Source organism: Terriglobales bacterium (genome assembly GCA_035651655.1).
Lineage (GTDB): Bacteria > Acidobacteriota > Terriglobia > Terriglobales > Acidobacteriaceae > DASRFG01.
The window spans coordinates 103,323-120,236 of record DASRFG010000028.1; the positions used below are offsets into that span (position 1 = coordinate 103,323).

20 protein-coding genes are annotated in these 16,914 nt (G+C 57.4%); 12 read left to right on the forward strand and 8 right to left on the reverse strand.

From position 1 onward, the window contains the following. Window positions 1-7: 7 nt before the first annotated feature. The gene (locus VFA76_14150; GenBank protein ID HZR32983.1) at window positions 8-853 is read right to left on the reverse strand and encodes an arginine deiminase family protein; all 846 of its coding nucleotides are present in this window, start codon (window positions 851-853) and stop codon (window positions 8-10) included. 54 nt (window positions 854-907) lie between these two features. Then, a complete protein-coding gene (locus VFA76_14155; protein HZR32984.1) occupies window positions 908-1,738 on the reverse strand; it encodes an FRG domain-containing protein in 831 nt (276 codons plus the stop codon). 133 nt (window positions 1,739-1,871) lie between these two features. On the opposite strand from VFA76_14155, the gene hemL reads away from it, so the two are divergent. Next, window positions 1,872-3,170 carry a glutamate-1-semialdehyde 2,1-aminomutase gene (gene hemL, locus VFA76_14160; protein HZR32985.1) on the forward strand — a complete coding sequence of 433 codons (1,299 nt, stop codon included), beginning with the start codon at window positions 1,872-1,874 and terminating at the stop codon, window positions 3,168-3,170. A 160-nt stretch (window positions 3,171-3,330) separates the two neighbouring features. Next, window positions 3,331-3,780: a PilZ domain-containing protein gene (locus tag VFA76_14165; protein HZR32986.1), complete on the forward strand. Its 450-nt coding sequence runs from the start codon at window positions 3,331-3,333 to the stop codon at window positions 3,778-3,780. On the opposite strand, the gene VFA76_14170 is transcribed toward VFA76_14165, so the two are convergent. Then, window positions 3,777-4,523, reverse strand: coding sequence for a polysaccharide deacetylase family protein (locus VFA76_14170; protein ID HZR32987.1), 747 nt, complete (start codon window positions 4,521-4,523; stop codon window positions 3,777-3,779). The genes VFA76_14165 and VFA76_14170 overlap by 4 nt on opposite strands. 173 nt (window positions 4,524-4,696) lie before the next feature. Here VFA76_14170 and VFA76_14175 point away from each other — a divergent pair, with 173 nt between their 5' ends. The 4 genes from VFA76_14175 (at window position 4,697) to panC (ending at window position 8,887) form a co-directional block, all read left to right on the forward strand. Beyond that, window positions 4,697-5,365, forward strand: coding sequence for a deoxynucleoside kinase (locus VFA76_14175; GenBank protein HZR32988.1), 669 nt, complete (start codon window positions 4,697-4,699; stop codon window positions 5,363-5,365). A 106-nt stretch (window positions 5,366-5,471) separates the two neighbouring features. Next, entirely contained in the window at window positions 5,472-6,845 is a 1,374-nt protein-coding gene (locus VFA76_14180) for an aspartate aminotransferase family protein (GenBank protein HZR32989.1), read from the forward strand. 216 nt (window positions 6,846-7,061) lie between these two features. Further along, complete coding sequence (panB, locus tag VFA76_14185) at window positions 7,062-7,952, forward strand: 3-methyl-2-oxobutanoate hydroxymethyltransferase (protein ID HZR32990.1); 891 nt, start codon at window positions 7,062-7,064, stop codon at window positions 7,950-7,952. 56 nt (window positions 7,953-8,008) lie between these two features. Continuing rightward, entirely contained in the window at window positions 8,009-8,887 is an 879-nt protein-coding gene (gene panC, locus VFA76_14190) for a pantoate--beta-alanine ligase (protein ID HZR32991.1), read from the forward strand. Between the two features lie 19 nt (window positions 8,888-8,906). Here panC and VFA76_14195 read toward each other — a convergent pair whose 3' ends face one another. Continuing rightward, window positions 8,907-9,614: a DNA-3-methyladenine glycosylase gene (locus VFA76_14195; protein ID HZR32992.1), complete on the reverse strand. Its 708-nt coding sequence runs from the start codon at window positions 9,612-9,614 to the stop codon at window positions 8,907-8,909. A 103-nt stretch (window positions 9,615-9,717) separates the two neighbouring features. Here VFA76_14195 and VFA76_14200 point away from each other — a divergent pair, with 103 nt between their 5' ends. The 3 genes from VFA76_14200 to VFA76_14210 all read left to right on the forward strand — a co-directional run bounded on the left by VFA76_14200 (window position 9,718) and on the right by VFA76_14210 (window position 11,306). Further along, window positions 9,718-10,335 carry a hypothetical protein gene (locus VFA76_14200; GenBank protein HZR32993.1) on the forward strand — a complete coding sequence of 206 codons (618 nt, stop codon included), beginning with the start codon at window positions 9,718-9,720 and terminating at the stop codon, window positions 10,333-10,335. A gap of 208 nt (window positions 10,336-10,543) precedes the next feature. Further along, window positions 10,544-10,765, forward strand: a complete 222-nt coding sequence (locus VFA76_14205; protein ID HZR32994.1) for a hypothetical protein — start codon at window positions 10,544-10,546, stop codon at window positions 10,763-10,765. A gap of 133 nt (window positions 10,766-10,898) precedes the next feature. Beyond that, the gene (locus VFA76_14210; protein HZR32995.1) at window positions 10,899-11,306 is read left to right on the forward strand and encodes a response regulator; all 408 of its coding nucleotides are present in this window, start codon (window positions 10,899-10,901) and stop codon (window positions 11,304-11,306) included. Window positions 11,307-11,311: 5 nt separating this feature from the next. On the opposite strand, the gene VFA76_14215 is transcribed toward VFA76_14210, so the two are convergent. Both VFA76_14215 and VFA76_14220 read right to left on the reverse strand, forming a co-directional pair. Further along, window positions 11,312-12,157, reverse strand: coding sequence for a hypothetical protein (locus VFA76_14215; GenBank protein ID HZR32996.1), 846 nt, complete (start codon window positions 12,155-12,157; stop codon window positions 11,312-11,314). Window positions 12,158-12,202: 45 nt separating this feature from the next. Then, window positions 12,203-12,973 carry an SDR family NAD(P)-dependent oxidoreductase gene (locus VFA76_14220; protein HZR32997.1) on the reverse strand — a complete coding sequence of 257 codons (771 nt, stop codon included), beginning with the start codon at window positions 12,971-12,973 and terminating at the stop codon, window positions 12,203-12,205. Between the two features lie 216 nt (window positions 12,974-13,189). On the opposite strand from VFA76_14220, the gene lpxC reads away from it, so the two are divergent. Continuing rightward, window positions 13,190-14,098 carry a UDP-3-O-acyl-N-acetylglucosamine deacetylase gene (gene lpxC, locus VFA76_14225; protein ID HZR32998.1) on the forward strand — a complete coding sequence of 303 codons (909 nt, stop codon included), beginning with the start codon at window positions 13,190-13,192 and terminating at the stop codon, window positions 14,096-14,098. 18 nt (window positions 14,099-14,116) lie between these two features. Here the strand turns inward: lpxC and VFA76_14230 are convergent, their stop codons facing one another. Beyond that, window positions 14,117-14,842, reverse strand: coding sequence for a PilZ domain-containing protein (locus VFA76_14230; protein ID HZR32999.1), 726 nt, complete (start codon window positions 14,840-14,842; stop codon window positions 14,117-14,119). A 217-nt stretch (window positions 14,843-15,059) separates the two neighbouring features. On the opposite strand from VFA76_14230, the gene folK reads away from it, so the two are divergent. Then, complete coding sequence (gene folK / locus VFA76_14235) at window positions 15,060-15,563, forward strand: 2-amino-4-hydroxy-6-hydroxymethyldihydropteridine diphosphokinase (GenBank protein ID HZR33000.1); 504 nt, start codon at window positions 15,060-15,062, stop codon at window positions 15,561-15,563. A 35-nt stretch (window positions 15,564-15,598) separates the two neighbouring features. Here folK and VFA76_14240 read toward each other — a convergent pair whose 3' ends face one another. After that, window positions 15,599-16,081 carry a hypothetical protein gene (locus tag VFA76_14240; GenBank protein HZR33001.1) on the reverse strand — a complete coding sequence of 161 codons (483 nt, stop codon included), beginning with the start codon at window positions 16,079-16,081 and terminating at the stop codon, window positions 15,599-15,601. Window positions 16,082-16,505: 424 nt separating this feature from the next. Here VFA76_14240 and VFA76_14245 point away from each other — a divergent pair, with 424 nt between their 5' ends. Next, window positions 16,506-16,799: an HU family DNA-binding protein gene (locus VFA76_14245; GenBank protein HZR33002.1), complete on the forward strand. Its 294-nt coding sequence runs from the start codon at window positions 16,506-16,508 to the stop codon at window positions 16,797-16,799. Window positions 16,800-16,914 lie beyond the last annotated feature (115 nt).

Sequence of the window (16,914 nt, forward strand, 5' to 3'; positions counted from 1 at the left end):
GCGCTACTCAGCCGCGCAGAATTGGCCGCGTCAGGCAGGTGGGACCGCCCCCGCCATTAATCCCGATCTCGTCGCCGGGAAAAGTACGGACGTCGAAGCCCGCCTCTAACAAACGTTGATTGCTGCGTTGGTTCTGCTCTATGGCAAGCAAACGCCGATTTCCCAATGCCAGCACATTGCAGGCCAGCGAATCGCGTTCCGAGGCGTCAATGGAGATGAAGTCGAAGCCGCCTTCTCGCAATAACTCCACGGTCTCTACTGCCAGCAGAGGAAGGTCAACCAACATCGTGTGCTCGTCGAGCACGCTCATCAGCGACATCAAGTGAAGACAACAGGCCGGGCCGGCAGCATAGGGCAATGGCGCGGAAAGGACTGTAATCCCATGGGGGGCAAGCAAGTTGTGCAATTGCTCGATGCCGTCGGCATTAGTGCGAAAGCTGTGCCCCGCGAGCACGGTCCTGTCATCCAGCCATACCAGGTCGCCGGACTCAACCGTACCTGGCGCTCTGATTTCTCCCAAAACCGCGATGCCGAGACTCTGGTAGAACTCCCGGTGACTCGATGGTTCAGCACGACGTCCGGTTTTACCCATAGCCAGCAAAACAGCTCCAAAGCTGGTGATGAAGGACGCATCATGCACATACACTGCGTCCAGGGACAACCCATCGCGCTTTGGCAGGGAGAGAACCTCCGCGCCTACCGCTTCCAGTTCCTGGCGCAAGGCCGCGTGCTGAGCCTGGGCGCGGGCAAAATCGGGAGCGTGGCCATAGCCGAGTTCACTCCAGTTCTGGCCGTTCTCCCACCCGACGCTTTCCGGTGCACAGATCAACACCCGCTTCAGTGGCGCCACCATACTGTGGCCGCCGTAAGCTTTTGTCGAAATTGCCAGTACTTGCTTCAGAAGTCCTCAGTGTTTCCGTGACAGGCGCTTGGCCTTTGTCGGCGGCATGATCTGTGTGGGAGTGTAATGCCGTCTGAGCCAGCGCGCCAGTCCGTCGAGTCCGGGGAATAGCACGCGCTCGGTGATGTTGGCCTGGTCGAGCTTGTCGCGGATCTCCCATTTCAATTTCGCGGGAATAATGATGCGGCGTACCAGGTCAGAGTGGCGGCGGGCCAGATATTCGTCAAGGCGGGCCGCGGGACTCGACATCATGGAGAACAGCGCGTACTGGTTGACGATCCGCGAATCCAGTGACGGCGGCTCAAAAAACAATGCGAACTCCGTCCGCGCCAGCTTTTCAAGGTCGCGAATGGTGTGCGTGGCCTGGGTCAGCATTTCCACTGTAAAACCGTTCGACCGCTCGCGATTGAGTATCTCCCGCAATTTTCGCGGGAGCAGCTTGTGCAATGCCACATAGTTCACGCACCAAACCATGGCATCACGATCGTACAGCTCGAGATTTTCGGTGGCAAAGTGCAAAGCGACATAAGGTGAATAGGTCCAATCGAGGAGGCGGGTCGGCAAACCATGGTGTTGCGCCACGGCCAGCCAATTCCATTCAGAGGTATCGGCAACCGCTCCCTGGTAAGCGTACTTTCTGAAATTGCGGAGGAGGTGGCGTTCCATCTCGCGGTAGTTGCCGCCCAGTCGCATCAGCGTGGTGGTAAGGTCTTCGGCGGCATCGGGCATGCCGCGATAGGCGTAGTCGGATCGAAATCGCTGAAGCGAGTCACTCCAGCTCTTCTCGTAAAGCTGGACGTTGAGCTCTACCCAGTTGTTTACCCGCACGTCTTCCATGGCGCTACTGTCGCACAACTTGGATGCAAGTTACAGATGCTGCTTGGGAGCCGGTGCAGTCGCGCCCCGCGAATTAGAGGCGCGCGGTCGTGGTTCCAAGCTGTATCTGACTGGTATAGTAAGCGACGGATCTATGGCCCGCAGGTTCGAAAAATCGCGACGGCTGCAAAAGCGCGCGGAGGCCGTGATTCCCGGCGGCGTGAATTCGCCGGTGCGCGCCTTTCAAGCGGTTGGCGGCGATCCGCCTTTCATTGTGCGTGGTGAGGGTGCTCGAATCTGGGACGCCGATGGCAACGAATACATTGATTACGTCGGCTCTTGGGGGCCGCTGATCCTTGGGCACGCTGCGCCTGAAGTCACTGAGGCAGTGGTGCGGGCAGCGCGTAATGGCACGAGTTTCGGGGCTTCCACGCCAAGCGAAGCCGAATTGGCGGAACTTGTGATCTCCGCGTTTCCGCGAATGGAAAAAGTGCGTTTCGTCAGTTCGGGGACGGAAGCCACCATGTCCGCCATCCGCCTGGCGCGTGCCTATACGCGTCGCAAATACATCGTGAAATTCGAGGGTTGCTACCACGGACACGCCGATGCCCTTCTGGTGAAAGCTGGATCAGGGGTGGCGACGCTGGGCATTCCCGGATCGGCGGGGGTACCGGAGGAATTTGCCCAGTTCACGCTGGCGTTACCCTTCAACAACCCCGACGCGGTGGATCAGGCCTTCAAGAAATTCCGCGGACAGATTGCTGGTGTGATCGTAGAACCCGTGGTCGGGAACATGGGTTGCGTGCCGCCGGCATCCGGCTTCCTCGACGCGCTGCGTTACATTACCTCGCGCGATGATTCTCTCCTGATCTTCGACGAGGTCATGACCGGCTTCCGGCTTGCATTTGGCGGCGCCCAAGAGTTGTACGGAACCGCGCCCGACCTCACTACCTTGGGCAAAATTATTGGCGGCGGTCTGCCTGTGGCCGCTTATGGCGGCCAGGTTGAGTTTATGGACATGGTGGCGCCGCTGGGCCCCGTGTATCAGGCGGGCACGCTCTCCGGAAATCCTCTGGCCATGGCGGCTGGCTTGGCCACGCTTTGCCACCTGCGCGACAATCGCGAAGTTTACGGACAGATGGAACGTCGCACCGCCATGCTGGTCACCATGGTTGCGGAGGCTGCGCGCGAGGCGGGCATTCCCATCACCCACAACCGCGTGGGTTCGATGTTTACCTGGTTTTTCTCTGACGCACCGGTCACCGACTGGGCCTCAGCAGCGCGCTCTGATACTAAGGCCTTTGGGCGTTTTCACCGTGCCATGTTGGAAGCCGGGATTTACTTGCCGCCATCGCAATTCGAAGCGGCATTCCTCAGTGCCACTCACACCGATGAGGACATTCGGCAAACCGTGGCCGCCGCTCGCGAAGCCTTCTCGCTGGTGCAAGCCTGATCCCGCGTTTTGCCTAGGAATAATCTCGCCCAAACTGCAAGCCCAAAAGCGCACAGCACGCTGAAACGGGAATGGTCCCACTCTCGTGCAGGTACTCTGGCACCGCTTCCCAGTCCAGCCCACTTATAACGTAAACAAATACTTTGGTTGGAGGTAGCCCATGGCCACTTCGAAAGCTCTGGCGCTTAAGAACGAATCTGCGACCGCACCATCGAAGCAAACTATGGCGTCAGACTGGTGGGAAAACCTTGATAAAAAATTTGCCTCTGCTGCTCCAGTGCATCTTCCCCCGCCTCCCCTCGCAATAGGGGAGAAGCGCATATCCACTCGGGCAAATGTAAACCTACCGGTCAGCATTAATTTTGACGACATTCACCAAGCTCGGGCCCAGGCAGAAGACTTGAGCGCACATGGCATCTTTCTGGTAGTGGCGCAGCGGCTCCTCTACGGTTGTAGCTTTGAGTTGGTCTTCCGCTTGCCACGGAAGGTGATTGGCGCTCGTCGGGTATGGCTGCGTTGCCAAGCCGAGATTGTGCGCATCGAAAACCGTCCCAATGGCAGATTCGGCGTGGCCGCTGCCTTTCGAAGCTGCGAAGTGTTCCACCCTTAGATCTGCTGCTGTTGCCCGGTTTCGCCCGGGTATGCCGGGGATTTTGATTCCATCATTGTCGGCACGGTTACGAACTGCAGCCCTCGTTGCCGGCATTCCATAATGATCCGCTCCAACGCGGCCACCGTGTGGGACCGATCCACGCCCAGGTGCCGGTGCCCGCCATCATGCAGGAGGATTACGTCCCCACCCTGCAGACCGTCCAGAATCTTGTCTTCAATTTGCGCATGCGATTTGGCCTTCCAGTCATTGCCGCTGACGCTCCACATGATCGGCTCCAAACCGCAACGCCGCGCGGTACGCAGCACCTCCGGGGTGCGCCCGCCGTAAGGCGGACGGAAGAGCTTCGAGTGCTTGCCTACAGTGTCGAGGAGCACACGCTGGCAGCGCTTGATTTGGCGTTCTACCTCCGGAGCAGAAGTAAAGATCAGGTTGGGATGGGTGAAGGTGTGGTTGCCGATGACGTGGCCGGCGGCTGCAATCTGCTCAGCGATTTCCGGGCGTTCGACCACAAAACGCCCAATCAGGAAAAATGTGGCCGGAACATTATGTCGAGCCAAGACCTCCAGCAAACGCGGCGTCCAAGGGTCATTGGGTCCGTCATCAAAAGTAAGAGCTACCCGCTTGGAGCCTTTGTCCGCGGCCGCAAACGTCCTGCCGTACAGCTGTGAGCGTGCCGCCATGGCGTTGTACCCCGCAGCGGCCATGGCCGCCAAGCCTATGCCACCTAACCATCCAAGCATGTTGAATGGATTGTACCGTTAGCCCCAGGGTGCAGCATGGGAGGAAGGACCAGGGCCGCACTGCTCAACGCGTAACCGACTGCCCCAATCTCCACAGCCAGGTTACTTATCCTGCAATTGCTTCCCGAACCCGCCCGGGATATGCTGCCAATCAGAAAATCTTTCCGCAACTCATGGCTAAACTTTTCGAACTCCCTCGATATATTGCAATTGATGGACCGATCCGAGTCGGCAAGACTACGCTGGCTCGCATCCTTGCAGAACGGTTGAACGCCCAGCGTGTCGCCGAACCTGATGAGAACCCGTTTCTGCAGGCGTTTTATGACGGCGAGACCGGGGCTGCATTCCAGGCACAGCTGACATTCCTGGTGCGACGCTTCGAACAGCTCAGCGCGTTGGATGTGGGGCCACGTTCGCAAAAAACCGTGATTGCCGATTACATTTTCGAAAAAGACAAGCTGTTCGCTTATCTCAATTTGAACGATGTCGAACTCGACACCTACAACCGCTATTACAACCACTTCCGCGCCCTGGTGCCCACGCCCGATCTGGTGATTTATCTGCAAGCCACGCCCGAAGTGCTGAAAAAACGCCTGAAGAAGAAGAATGCACCCGGAGAAAAGGCAGTAAATCTGGACTACCTCGAAGAAGTGGTTAAAGCGTACGAGCACTTCTTTTTTCACTACACCGCGTCTGACTTGCTGATCGTGAACACCAGCGACATTGATTTTGTGGACCGCAATGAAGATCTGCAGGAACTGCTGCGCAAGGTTTCCGCGCCCATCAAGGGGACGCAATACTTCCTTGCCCTGGGCTCGGAAGAGGCCGCAGCCAGCGCCTAGCGTCTCACTCCCAGTCTCGGTTCCGCTCATGAATACAACTTCGTCAGAGGGGCAGCTTGCCACCTCTCGCCTGCAGCGAATAATCTCTCCAGCACGGAGAGATCGCATGGAACCCGCCACCGTGGCAGCCCGCAGTATTGATCGTGCTCGTTTGACTACGCTCATGCTTCGCGAAGAAGAGCGTTTCCGTAAGGAACACCCGCGTTCGCAGGAACTCTTTCAGCGCGCACGGCATTCTCTGCTCAGCGGCGTCCCCATGAACTGGATGGCCAAGTGGGCGAGCCCGTTCCCGGTGTTTGTGAAGGAAGCGCGTGGCGCCCATTTCACTGACGTGGACGGACGCGAATACGTTGATCTCTGCCTGGGCGACACCGGCGCCATGACCGGTCATTCGCCACAAGCAGCGGTGAACGCCATCCGCGAGCAGGCGCAGCACGGCATAACCTTCATGCTGCCCACGGAAGATTCCATCTGGGTGGGAGAAGAGTTGACCCGCCGCTTCGGTCTGCCGTATTGGCAGTTTTGCCTGACGGCCACCGATGCCAATCGCTTTTCGATCCGCCTGGCGCGCGAGATTACACAGCGCAAGCTGGTGCTGGTTTTCAATTATTGCTATCACGGCACGGTTGACGAAACTTTCATCACGCTGAAAGACGGTGTCGCAGGTCCCCGTCGCGGCAACATTGGTCCACCCGTGAATCCCACGGTGACGACCCGGGTGATCGAATTCAACGACGTGGATGCGCTGGAGAAGGCCCTCGCGACTCGCGAGATTGCCTGCGTGCTCGCCGAGCCAGCCCTGACCAATGTAGGCATCGTCCACCCCGATCCCGGCTACCACCAGGCGCTGCGCGAACTCACCCGAAAATATGGGACTTTGCTGATCATTGACGAGACCCACACCATCTGTACCGGCCCGGGCGGCTACATCCGTGCTCACGGCCTTGAGCCAGATTTCTTCGTTTTGGGTAAGCCCATCGCGAGCGGGGTCCCAGCTGCGACCTACGGCTTCACCGCCGAGGTAGGTGATCGCATTTTGGCGCGCATGCGATTAGAGGACTGCGACACCGGTGGCATTGGCGGCACCCTCGCCGGCAATGCTCTCTCTCTCGCTGCAATGCGTGCTACCTTGGAGCACGTGCTCACTCCGGCGGCTTTTGAGCACATGGTCCCTATGGCGGAACACTTTACTCACGGCGTGGAAGATGCGATTGCCGGCTCAGACCTGCCCTGGCACGTAACCCGACTGGGCTGCCGGGCGGAATATTTGTTCCAGAAAAAGCGTCCGCGAAATGGATCAGAAGCCGCGGCGGCGATGGATTTCGAACTCGAGCGTTTCATGCATCTTTACGCGCTGAACCGTGGAATATTGCTGACGCCGTTTCATAACATGGCACTGATGTCGCCTGCGACGGTCGAAGCAGATGTGGACCAGCACACTCGTGCCTTTCGCGAAGCCATAACCGAGCTGGTGAGTTAAAGACACCCATGTGGGCACAGGCGCCTCGCCAGTGCTGGCGAGCAAAGCTCGCCCGGGCAGCCGAGGGCGGCTGCCCCTACGTGAGTCGACTTCTAAACTGCTGAAAACTCTAGACATTTCAGCTTGCTGCTTTTCGTGCAACTAGGCTGTAAATGGGCGTATCCTATGTGAGTACAGGCGCTATCTGCCTAGAGCAGAAGTGCACTGGAGGCACCCGTGAGTTTCGCTCCGATTGGCCAGCCTGGCCAGAAAGTTACAGTCTCCTCCCTCCAACAAAAAAAGCTTCAGCACGAGCCAATCACTTGTTTGACCGCGTACGACTATCCGACTGCGCGAATTGTTGACCAAGCCGGAATCGACGTCATTCTGGTCGGCGATTCGCTTGCCAATGCCGTGTTGGGTTACGAGAACACACTGCCGGTCACGGTGGACGAAATGCTTCACCACACCAAGGCGGTGCGGCGTGGCGTTAAGCGAGCATTGCTGATTGCTGATCTGCCTTATGGCAGCTATCACGTGAACGAAAACGAGGCGCTCAGCAACGCCGCGCGATTCATGAAGGAGGCTGGAGCCGAGGCGGTGAAGGTTGAAGGCGGCGAAAAACGCGCAGACCTCATCCGGCGCATCATTGATGCAGAAATTCCGGTGGCCGGTCACATCGGCCTTACGCCGCAGTCGGTGAATGTGATGAGTGGCTACAAGGTGCAAGGCAAGACGTTGTCAGCAATCGAGCAACTGATGCGAGATGCGGTGGCGCTGGATCGCGCAGGCGTGGCCTGTCTTTATTTGGAAGGGATTCCGCGCGAGGTCGCGGCAATGATCACCGCCGAAGTACATACCCCGACGATTGGCATTGGAGCCGGCCCAGAGTGCGACGGCCAGGTTTTAGTTTTGCACGATTTGTTGGGACTCACTTTCGGCCCCCCGCCAAAATTTGTGCGCCGCTACGCCGATGTTGGCGCGGTGATTTCGAATGCGGTGAATGCCTTCCGCACCGACGTGACCTCGGGGAATTACCCCTCAGATGAGGAGTCTTATCATCTGCCGAGTGAAACGCGAGCCGCACTGGAGACGGTGCTCGCACGCAAGCGGGAACTGCGAAAGTAGTATCAGCCAACTCAATATTCTTCCTGTAGCTCTCTAGCGTGGAGTCGAGCAACTGCATGCGCATAATTGCCGGGATTGACGACATGCGGGCCGCCTGCCGGCAGGTGAGGGCGGAGGGCAAGCGGCTGGGCCTGGTGCCGACTATGGGCGCGCTCCATGACGGGCACTTGTCGCTGGTGCGCGCCGCACGCTCAACCTGCGATCTTGTAGCTGTATCCATTTTCGTTAATCCCCTTCAATTTGGGCCGAACGAAGACTTCGCGAAGTATCCCCGCGATCTTGAACACGATCGCAAACTGCTGGGACAAGAAAACGTTGATTTGCTGGTCACCCCCAGCGCCGAGGAGATGTATCCCGCGGGCAATTCGACTTATGTGACTGTTGAAGGACTAAGCGACAGACTATGCGGGCGTTCGCGCCCCGGCCACTTTCGCGGTGTAACCACTGTGGTCTCGAAGTTATTTCACATTATTGGGCCGGACGCTTCTTTCTTCGGGCAAAAAGACGCGGCCCAGGCGGCCATCATCCGGCGCATGGTTCGTGACCTGCATTTTGACGTTCAGATTGTGGTCTGTCCCACGGTTCGCGAGCGCGACGGCCTGGCCATGAGCTCTCGCAATCGCTATCTCGACCCATCGCAACGAAAATCCGGTGGCGTGCTGTATCGCGCTCTGACTCGGATCCAGACCCTGGCGGATAGGGGTGAGCGCCGGGGGGAGGCGCTTATTACCGCCGGCAAAGGCGTGATCGGCGAAGAGCTGGGTGTCCGGCTGGATTATTTGGAAGTCGTTGATCCTGACACGCTAGAGCCGTTACAGGATGTGAGCAGGGGCGCGCTGGTGGCGGTTGCTGCCTTCGTTGACGGCGTCCGTTTAATTGACAATATCCAGCTTACCTCCAGCGGGAAATCGGTAGCCCCATTGTTGATTGGATAACGGTTCTAGCTTCTCGGTTCTAGCTTCTCCTCGCTGATTTCTGAGGCGATACTCTCTTCGTCCTCGGTTGGCGAGAGACGAACTCGTTCTCCGCGATCAAATAACGCAATGGCATCTCGGTCGCTTTGCTGATTCCAATGCGAGGTGTTACATCCAGTTGTTTGGGCTTGAAGCCGTCATCAGCAATCCATAGATCAGACGCATCCGTGGTGAGGTCCTTTCCGTTGTCACGCGTTCGCGTAATACCCATCGCTTCCGCAAGCCGTCCTGGTCCGCTGGTCAGCAGCCGCTGAATCTTGCGCGACGGCATAATGGGTTTCGTTTTTCCGGCCAGTAATCCACGTTGCCGCAGCATGGCATCGAGTCCGGTCAGTGGCTCCAGAGCTCGAATCAAGATGCTGCCCGCTTGGCCTTCCGGCATGCATGAGACATTCAAGCAATAATAATTGCCGTAAATGAAATAAATGTAGGCGTGCCCGGGCGGTCCGAACAACACCCGATTGCGTTCTGTGGAACCGGCAAAAGCATGCGCCGCGGGGTCGTCCTCCCCGAGGTACGCCTCCAATTCAACGATTCTTCCAGACAGCAGTTCTTGGCCGTCCCGCCGGACCAACACTTTGCCCAGCAGTTCGCCCGCGACCTCGCGTGGATCACGGTTAAAGAATCGGCGTGAAACCGGCCTCAGCCGACGGGATTTAAGGGATTTCCTAGCGGGTGGGTTTCCCATCTATCTGCCAATCTCGCGCGTCGCATAGGGCAACGCAAGCTGCCCGGAGCCGTTTTTTTGCATCGAAGAACAAAGCATAAATCAAAACTTTGAGGCCTGAATAATGCGGAAAACCGCCCTGGTATTCGTGTGCCTGCTCTTCGCAATTTTGGCTCAAGCCCAGAAAAACGAGATTTCATTCACCGCGGGCGAGTATGTCTCGGCGGGGGCCTCCCTGGATTGGGGCACTGCCACCGCTTTTGAGGGGTCCTTTGCTCACCGCATTGCGCATGTACCGCTGCTCGCGCTTTCACTGGAATTGCCAGTCGCTGCAACTACCGGTTCATCTATACCGATCTCGAGCCTTATAAGCAGTTCGCTGCCCAGCTTTACCTCTCTGTTCATCACCCCGGGGGTGCGCGTAAAGCTGGCGCCTTCGTTCCCGCTTTCACCCTATGTGGCGGTTGGCGTGGGGCTTGCCCGTTTCAATGTACAGCGGAACAGTTCGGCAGTAGTTTCACGACTCATCGGCAGTGGCGTTAACAACACGTGGGCGGTGGATTTCGCGGGGGGACTCGACCTCAAGATTCTTCCACATGTTGCGCTCCGCGGTGAGTTGCGAGATTTTTATTCCGGTGCCATAGGGTTACCGGCACTGATACCCGCTCCTTTGCGTTCCCTCTTGCCCGTCTCCAATCAACACAACTTAATGGGTACAGGAGGAGTAGTCGTCACTTTCTGAGTTCCATTGGCTGCACTTTAACTGGTGCAAAAACCCGCCGGCGGCGCGTGATTCAGTGCAGCACCCTTTCCACCTCCCGGCATCTAACGAACTAATTGCGCGTTCTTAAAAATCGGCACATCGGCACATTTGTTGCTTGCTAGGTCGCACGTCCTGATTTATCGTTCGCGTTAGTAATGCTAAGCTCCTCGGCTTAGGAAGTGATCTCGTGCGAAAGCGCTCCTCAAAACCGACGCGCAAGAACGGCGCTGCCAAACGGCATGGGAACCACGGCAATCTAGTGCATCGCATTCCTTCCTCTACGCCGGAAGCCCGGGATGAAGGGCCCCGGCTAATTCCCTGGAAGGGGGATGAGGACCGCGCCTCGAGCCATGTTGACTACCTGGTGGACTTGGCGGATATCGCCTTGGGACGCAAGAAAAAAAGCTGATTTGCCCGTTAGTATTGAACTACTGCCTACTTGCAATCCGGTTCGCACTGCGCTACTAATAGCACTCCCCCAACCATATTTTCGGCACCGAGGTGGCGTTTAACCTCCCTTACTGCGGGTCAGGAGTGGAATCTTGGCGCTTTCTGTGCTGGTAGTTGACGACGAACCTGCGGTCCTGGAAACCATGGCCGCAATCCTCCGCAGCCGCAAGTATCGGGTAATGACGGCGGTTGACGGCCTCGACGCGCTGCAAGTGCTGGAAAATACTCTGCCCGACCTGATCCTCACCGACCTGACAATGCCCCGGATGTCCGGATCCGAGTTGGTGTCCAGGGTTCGAGAGCGGTTTCCGGAGATGCCGATCGTCGTCTTCAGCGGTCAATATATCGAGCTCCCCCCGGAAATCCCGGCGGACGCATTCCTGCAAAAAGGGGGGTACTTAATGCGCGATCTTTTTAAGACCTTGGAAGGCCTGATGGCGAAACGCGGCAATGGATTCAAACCGCAGACAGGAGCCTCTGCGGCCGCGAATACCGACTGACGCTCTCAATTCCTGGGGAGAACTTTATGCGGATCCCAGGTGGTGTTGGCGGCAAATAAAGAATCCGGTAAACCCTGATTGTAGGAAACTGCATTGATAAAGCGCTGGGCGGTCATCTCGCCATTGAAGGTGCGGGTCACGCTCAGCGGCGTAGCGATACCCTGCACTATCTTGTAATTGTCGTAGATCTCGGCCTCTACGTTTTTCTGCCGGTCAGCGGGATCGCGCCACGCGAAGGTCCTCTGGACCGGCAAATGGCTGATGGAATCAATGTAAATCGTGACCGACTCGTTGGCAGCGTTGATAATTGTCACCTGCTCAGTTTGTTTCTGGGCTGCGATCGCAGGCCCCTCATATAGCAGGGCCACACCAGGCTCCTTAAGCCACTTCCGCAGCACCCATTCGAGGGAATAGTTGCGCCGCCGCAAATAGTCGATGAGCGTCTTTGGATCGGCAGGCGATGTACCGCGAAACGTAATCTCGTAACCTTTGTCACCGTTGTACAGGATGATCCAGTCACGCCGCTTGGTCAGCTCCAGGCGATCTTTGTCGGGGAACTTCCAGAAGCGCCAGTAGAGAGCTCCGCCGCCGCTGGGGTCCCCGTGGTGCATTGTGTAGGTGCGTCCTTCCTGCTTCATGTCCTGGACGTTGAGATACTGCGGGCCGCCCAAGGCCTGGATCATTTGATCCAGCAGGGCTTTGGCTTTTCGGGCATTCTCATCCTGCGGCGGAGCGGCCGGTCCCGAAGGATTTTGGGACGGGGTCGTCTGCAGAATGGCCGGTTTTGCCGAATTGGCCTGCAATCCCAGCCCGGCGCACACAACCAAAAGGAATAAACCGGTAGATTTCATAGGATCTTTTCAGATTAGATGCGGCGATTGACCGCACCGACGGTTCTATCCCACCAGTACAGCCCCTCCATTGACGTTGAAGATTTCGCCGGTAATGAACCCGGCATGCTCGGTGCACACAAATAGGATGGGCGCCGCGATCTCTTCCGGTTTGCCCACTCTGGCCAAGGGAATTTTGGAAAGCACCGTATCGCGCGCCGCCGGTTCCAGCAGTATCGGCAGCGACATGTCGGTTTCTACCCAGCCCGGCGCCACGCAGTTCACATAAATGCCGTCCGGGGCCAGCTCCGTCGAAAGCCCCTTGACCATGCTGATGAGAGCGCCCTTGCTGGCGGCATAGTCGCAGTGGAAGGCTTCTCCCCGCTGCCCGGCGGTGGAACTCACCAGCACCACATGCCCCGTCGCAAAGCTCTGCCGCGGCTGAGCTTTCATCTGGGCAACGCTGTACTTCACCAGTCCGAAAACGCTATCCAGATTCACAGCCAGCGTCCGCCGCCATTGCTCTTCGCTCATCTTCTCGATGGCAACATCTTCCGGCGGCCAGATACCGTGATTCGCAACTAAGATATCCAGGCGTCCAAACTTCTTAACCGTAGCGGCCACCAGGGTCTGGGCCGCTGCGACGCTCGCGAGATCGCATTGCACCGCCACGCAGTTGTCGGTCCCACACGACGCCACGATTGAATCGGCGGCACTCTTGGCTTGCTGGTAATTGAACGCGACCTTCGCGCCGGCTGCCACCAGCATTTTGACGGTTGCGGCACCGATGCCACGCGATCCACCCGTGACCAGCGCGACTCGCCCATCCAAAGACATTGAAACCCCTGGGTTATTCATGAGCTTACGAAGGTAAGCGAAGGCTGGAGAGTGTGCAAGGGCTCTGGCGTGCGCGCTTTGGGCCCTTGCAAGGCGTGGGGATCCAGCTCTCGAAGGCCACGCTTCTTAGCCACGATATGTGGCTTTTTTGCCACATACGAATTCGCAACCGTGGTTGTAATCTCTTCATCACACCTGACATACACATCAAGTCGTTTGCGCTACGAGCAGACAATCCGCACCCCGGTGGAATGCCACGGGATTGGCCTGCACAGCGGCGCGCCGGTCACCCTGCGTATCCTGCCGGCGCCTGCGGGCTCCGGCATCGTCTTCCGCCGGGTTGACCTGGAAGGCTTCACGGTTGAGGCCGTGAGCCGCAACGTGGCCCGGGTGAGCTATGCCACCAGTCTCATGAAGAAAGGGGTGCTGATTTCAACCACTGAGCACCTGCTCTCAGCCTTTGTGGGTCTGGGGATAGACAACGCGGTGGTTGAGCTGGATAACCTGGAGTTGCCCATCCTGGATGGCAGCGCTTTGCCATTTACCCGGATGGTCGAGAAGGCCGGAATCCGCCGCCAGCGCCGTCCTCGCACCTACCTGCGAATACGCCGCAAGCTGGAGTTGAGGGAGGGCGACAAGTTCATTGCGGTTTATCCCGCAGACGAGTACTCGGTGGCCTATACCATCAATTTCCGCCATCCGCTGGTGGGCCGCGAGCGCTTTGAGGTGGAATTGTCCAACGGGCAGTACCTGCGTGAGATCGCGGCGGCACGTACGTTTGGGTTCCGCGAGGACGAACAGGCTATGCGCAACATGGGCCTGATACGCGGCGCTTCGCGGGAGAACTGCATTGCACTTACCCAGGATGGCATTGAAAACCCACCGTTACGCTTCTCCGACGAGTTTGTCCGCCACAAGGTGCTTGATCTGATCGGAGACTTGGCGCTCCTGGGAAAACAAATTCTGGGTTCCGTAGTGGCCGATCGCGCCGGCCACGCCATGCACACCGCACTGGTTTCACGGCTCTTGAAAGACAGTGATTTGTGGGAGGAAACTACCCGCGAAGATGCTGAACCGGTGCACCCCGAGGAGGCCTACGCCCTACCGGACTACCGGGCGCAATAGTCATCGGGCCACTCCGGCTTACCTTTGAGCCCCAGCAATCGCCCGTGGTGTGTAGGTTTTCAGGTTGGTTTTCTCCAGCTTGTCCAGTAGCCATCGGTCCAGATTCTCCCGCGACGCCGGCGCGGTTCTTATGAACCGAATGCCGGCGCTACCGGAGACATTGGACCAGGCAATCTGTGCTCTGATTTCGAGTCCGGTTTTGGTCTCTGGTAGCGTGAACCGCACATGAGTGACCCCTTCCTTGGCGAGGGGCACATCACTTTGAATTCCGATGCCACCCTCACTCAAGTCAAAGGCATGGGTTATGACTTCACGCTGGTCGCCGTAGCAGATTACAACAGGTATTTCCACCGGAACGCGGAAATAGCGGCGCCTCTCCCGGTACATGAATCCATAGGCGGCGGTCAGACCGCGAAGCGCATTGGCCATAGTGATGGGCTTTTGCAGCACGAAACCAGCCCCCATATTGAAAACCGTCCGAACGCTGGTGACCCCGTTCAATACCGCAAAAACCACAGAACTTTTGTTGCTCTCGCCCTTGCGCAACTCTCGAAGCACATCAATTCCCCCGTACAAATCGTCGCAGTCAATCACGATGGCATCGAACTTCTTCTCCGCCAGCGTCTGACTGGCGGAATCGGCGCCCGTGCACACCTCGACCATCATGTTTAACTTCTCGCAGGCAGGACGCATGACCCGTAAGACGTCCGGATCGCGACTGAGCAGGAGGGATTCAAGCTCCATGACTCGTAATCCTAGGTGCTGGCACAAGATACTCAAACGTCACCAAGGTAGCTGCTGATGCTGGGCGGAGGGCCACTCCTATGCGCAAACAGAGTGCAAATTGATGAGGAACGAGTCCGAACCTGGTACTGACCTTTGGTTTCGCGGTTGATTCATCGGGTTACGCGTACTTGAACACCTCTTGAACTCTGGGCACGAAGTCTGAAAACATTCCCCAGTGCGCAAGACGGTTTATCTCTCGCTGGGCTCCAACCTGGGAGACCGGGAGTCAAACTTGCAGGCGGCAGTCTCGCGATTACAGGGTCTGGGAAAAGTGGTGGCGGTATCGTCTCTTTACGAAACCGAGCCCGTAGATTTAGCAGCTCAGCCCTGGTTTTTGAACTGCGTGGTGGCGCTGGAAACAGAAAAAATGCCCAAACAGTTCATGTCACAGCTGTTGTCCATCGAGCAATCCATGGGACGAAAACGGCTGCAGCCCAAAGGGCCACGCATCATTGATCTCGACATCCTGCTGTTTGGGAACTCTGTAGTGGATACCAAGGGACTGACCATTCCGCACCCCGCCATGCATGAGCGTCGTTTCGTGCTGGAACCCTTAGCGGAGATCGCTCCCGAACAACGCCATCCGGTATTCAAGCGGACCATTCGCGAGTTGCGCGATGCGCTGCCCGCCGGGGCACCCGCGGTGCGGAAACTCAATAAAAAATTGGCAGTGAATTAAAGGGGCGAAAGGAAGATGGCTGGGTTCGGCCAGGCTCAAGGCACGATGATTCGGCTGGCCTCTTCGGCGGGCGCGATGAGGGCCGAAGTCTTCTCCGGAAATTGCTGGTGTAGCGAATCGATCAGGGCGCGCGATTTTGCCCGGCCAGAGGTACGTGCGTAAGACATTCTCAACAGGAAGACCAGAGCGCGGAGTACATCGCTATCGCGGAGAATGGAACTTCCCATGTGTTTCCTTTCAAGCTCGCGATATTCGCCAAGGGTCTTCTGGATCTCTGCGCTAATCGCTTGCTGCTTCAAGCTGGGAGGCTGGGCAGGATAGTGCAGCCCCGAACTTACCAATGTGTCGTACCCCTTGGCCATAGCTCCAAGCGCGGCGATTACATCTTGATCATTTAAGCTCCGGTCCGCGCGTGCGCTTTTCGCAATTGCAAAACTCAAGCCTGCCAGCAAATGCTCATGCTCATACACGAACTGGCTGCTGACTTCGATTTGCGGAAAGAATGATGCCGCGTCCAAGTTCTCAAGCGCCCGAGGCTTTTCATGCAGACGAGCTTGTTGCAAGTACACGCAATCGCTTGGGCAGTCCAGCGTCACCTCGCGGGCTTCACCGCAACACTGGGGACAGATGCGGTCATGCAACGCCGGGCAGAACCGCTTTTCTCTGCGGATTTCACAAATGGCGCAGCTCACTTACGAAATTTCCTCTCCGTTCCATTATGACACCCTAAGGTTGAGCTGGGTGGGCGGACGGCTCGGGAACCGCTAACCATGCGGCTTTCGGAGCCACGGCAGCGGGAAGGCCTCGTTTTTAGGGCAGTCTACGCACTATTAGTGCAAAAAACCGCATAAAATGCGGGGAAAACGCTTCTTTTCCACAGCTGCGTTGATATAGCATGGCGCAATCCGCAAACCACGGAACAACCCATTTTAAGGAGGATTCATGGCGTCAGGCATGACTAAGACCCAACTCGTCCGCCACTTGGCCGAGAAGCTGGAGACCAACAATAAACAGGCGGCGGCATTCCTAGAGCATCTCGCCGATACTGCTATTAAAGAGACCAAGAAGGCCGGGATTTTTGTGATCCCCGGGCTGGGCCGCTTGGTAAAAGCCAACCGCAAGGCACGCATGGGCCGCAACCCTCAGACCGGCGAGCCAATCAAGATCCCTGCCAAGACGGTGGTAAAGTTCCGTGTCGCCAAGGCGACGAAGGACGCCATCGCCCCCAAGAAGTAGTTCCGTAATTTTGTTCCCCTGGTAAAAAGGCCAGCTGAGTGCAGCTGGCCTTTGTTATTTTTTATACCTGTGTTATCTACTTCCATTACTGAAAAGGGAGATCGGCTGAGATCAT